General features: G+C 38.3%; 2 protein-coding genes and 1 tRNA gene. All 3 read left to right on the top strand.

The annotated features are described in order from the left end of the window. The first annotated feature begins 207 nt into the window (after window positions 1-207). The 3 genes from K5Q29_RS09315 (at window position 208) to rpmB (ending at window position 1,991) form a co-directional block, all read left to right on the top strand. Window positions 208-293, top strand: a tRNA-Leu gene (locus K5Q29_RS09315). A 234-nt stretch (window positions 294-527) separates the two neighbouring features. Beyond that, the gene (locus tag K5Q29_RS09310; protein ID WP_053867179.1) at window positions 528-1,409 is read left to right on the top strand and encodes a class II fructose-bisphosphate aldolase; all 882 of its coding nucleotides are present in this window, start codon (window positions 528-530) and stop codon (window positions 1,407-1,409) included. A gap of 393 nt (window positions 1,410-1,802) precedes the next feature. Beyond that, the gene (gene rpmB, locus K5Q29_RS09305) at window positions 1,803-1,991 is read left to right on the top strand and encodes a 50S ribosomal protein L28 (RefSeq protein ID WP_001140948.1); all 189 of its coding nucleotides are present in this window, start codon (window positions 1,803-1,805) and stop codon (window positions 1,989-1,991) included. The last annotated feature ends 317 nt before the right edge of the window (window positions 1,992-2,308 follow it).

Genomic DNA, 2,308 nt, shown 5'->3' with positions numbered 1-2,308 from the left:
GCCACCTAGCCTAACAGCTTCAAACCTGTTATCAAATGAAATCATCAACTTACTCAAACATAGTGAAACATCTAATTCTTGACTAAGGTAAGGTGGCTAACTTCATTATAGAACTTTCATTTGGCAAAAAAAGTAAAAATAAAAAATAAAAATTCAAAAAAGTGTTGACAAGGCTAGTTTCTAATGATATACTAGTTCTTGTGTTAAGCGGGGATGGCGGAATTGGCAGACGCGCAGGACTAAGGATCCTGTGACCGCTTTAGGTCGTGTGGGTTCAAGTCCCACTCTCCGCATAGTGGACTAGCTAAGGCTAGTCCTTTTGTTTTGTCTAGATAAGTGCAGAGTACGATATATGCTAGGTCATAAATTACAAGAATGATACGAAACGGGTATTGTTATAGCTTTCATGAAAAGATATGTGAAACTTTTCTCAAAACTAGACGGTTTCAACTAGCATTTTCAAAATAAAAATGGTAGAATAGAAGAGTATGAGGTGTAACCTCAAAAAATATTAGGAGGCTATCGAAATGCCATTAGTTTCAGCAGAAAAATTTGTCCAAGCAGCGCGTGACAACGGTTATGCAGTTGGTGGATTTAACACAAACAACCTTGAGTGGACTCAAGCTATCTTGCGTGCAGCAGAAGCAAAACAAGCTCCAGTTCTTATCCAAACTTCTATGGGTGCAGCTAAGTACATGGGCGGTTACAAAGTAGCTCGTAACTTGATTGCAAACTTGATTGAATCAATGAACATTACAGTTCCGGTTGCTATTCACCTTGACCACGGTCACTACGAGGATGCACTTGAGTGTATCGAAGTTGGTTACACTTCTATTATGTTTGACGGTTCACACCTTCCAGTAGAAGAAAACCTTGCAAAAGCAAAAGAGGTTGTAGAATTGGCACACGCTAAAGGTATTTCAGTTGAAGCTGAAGTTGGTACTATCGGTGGTGAAGAAGATGGTATCGTAGGTAGCGGTGAATTGGCTCCAATCGAAGACGCAGTAGCAATGGTTGCAACTGGTATCGACTTCTTGGCAGCAGGTATCGGTAACATCCACGGTCCATACCCAGCAAACTGGGAAGGTCTTGACCTTGACCACTTGCGTAAATTGACTGAAGCTGTACCAGGTTTCCCAATCGTATTGCACGGTGGTTCAGGTATTCCAGATGAGCAAATTCAAGCAGCAATCAAATTGGGCGTTGCTAAAGTTAACGTTAATACTGAGTGCCAAATCGCATTTGCAAACGCAACTCGTAAATTTGCAGCAGCTTATGAAGCAAATGAAGCAGAATACGATAAGAAAAAACTCTTTGACCCACGTAAATTCTTGGCAGACGGCGTGAAAGCTATCCAAGCATCTGTTGAAGAGCGTATCGACGTATTCGGTTCAGCGAACAAAGCTTAATGTAACTGCGAAGAAATCTCAGATTTCAAGCAAACAAAGCATAAGTTTCTTAGATTAAACCAAAAAGGATTTTCTTTCGAGAATCCTTTTTATTATATAGTTTATTAAGCTCGATCTAGTTCTTCGCCATGAAGAAATCTACGATAGAAGTGAGCAGAGAACAATTAAAATATAAAACGCTCCAAAGTTTTCATGACCATAATAACTTAGAGAACGAAGAATTATGGATGGGGCGCAAACTGTAGTATTAAAATATTTACCTATGAGTATAGATACTTTTAAAAAAATAAAAATGAAAATAATTCTTGCCAAGTCTAATCTTTTCTGTTAGAATAGTATGGTATGTGGTGCTAGCACATCCGATATATTTGATCAAATGAGGAGGAAGATACAATGGCTAAAGTATGTTATTTCACTGGTCGTAAGACTGTATCAGGTAACAACCGTTCACACGCTATGAACCAAACTAAACGCGCAGTTAAACCAAACCTTCAAAAAGTAACTGTTTTGATTGATGGTAAACCTAAAAAAGTTTGGGCTTCAGCACGTGCACTAAAATCAGGCAAAGTTGAACGCGTATAATAACAAAGTCGTTAGAAAAATCTAGCGACTTTTGTTTTTGGAAAAAATAGCCTAGTTATAAAGTCGATGAGGAGCAAATTCGGCCACTACATAATAAACAGGAAAGAATATCAACTACATAACTCGTCACAATGCTGTTGAAAAGTAGCTAACAAGAAGAAATGTTGTCAAAAATGAACTGTGTATTGATGTGGGAGATTTTTCCAAGGTCGAACATTTAAACTTGGATTGACATTAGGAGTTGTACGAGAGAGCATATCCGTACGGGTTCTACAAGAAGGGAATCACGAAATGGAAGAATAGAGAGTGTTTAAAAA

Origin of the sequence: Streptococcus sp. 2018037, assembly GCF_019754195.1 — a bacterium.
Classification (GTDB): Bacteria; Bacillota; Bacilli; order Lactobacillales; family Streptococcaceae; genus Streptococcus; species Streptococcus hashimotonensis.
The sequence above is the reverse complement of the archived record's forward strand: the minus strand, read 5'-3'. Positions and strand labels throughout refer to the sequence as shown.

Bases quoted from the DNA above. Each gene is read 5' to 3' on its own strand.
- rpmB (WP_001140948.1), top strand. From the start codon at position 1,803: ATGGCTAAAGTATGTTATTTCACTGGTCGTAAGACTGTATCAGGTAAC.
- K5Q29_RS09310 (WP_053867179.1), top strand. From the start codon at position 528: ATGCCATTAGTTTCAGCAGAAAAATTTGTCCAAGCAGCGCGTGACAAC.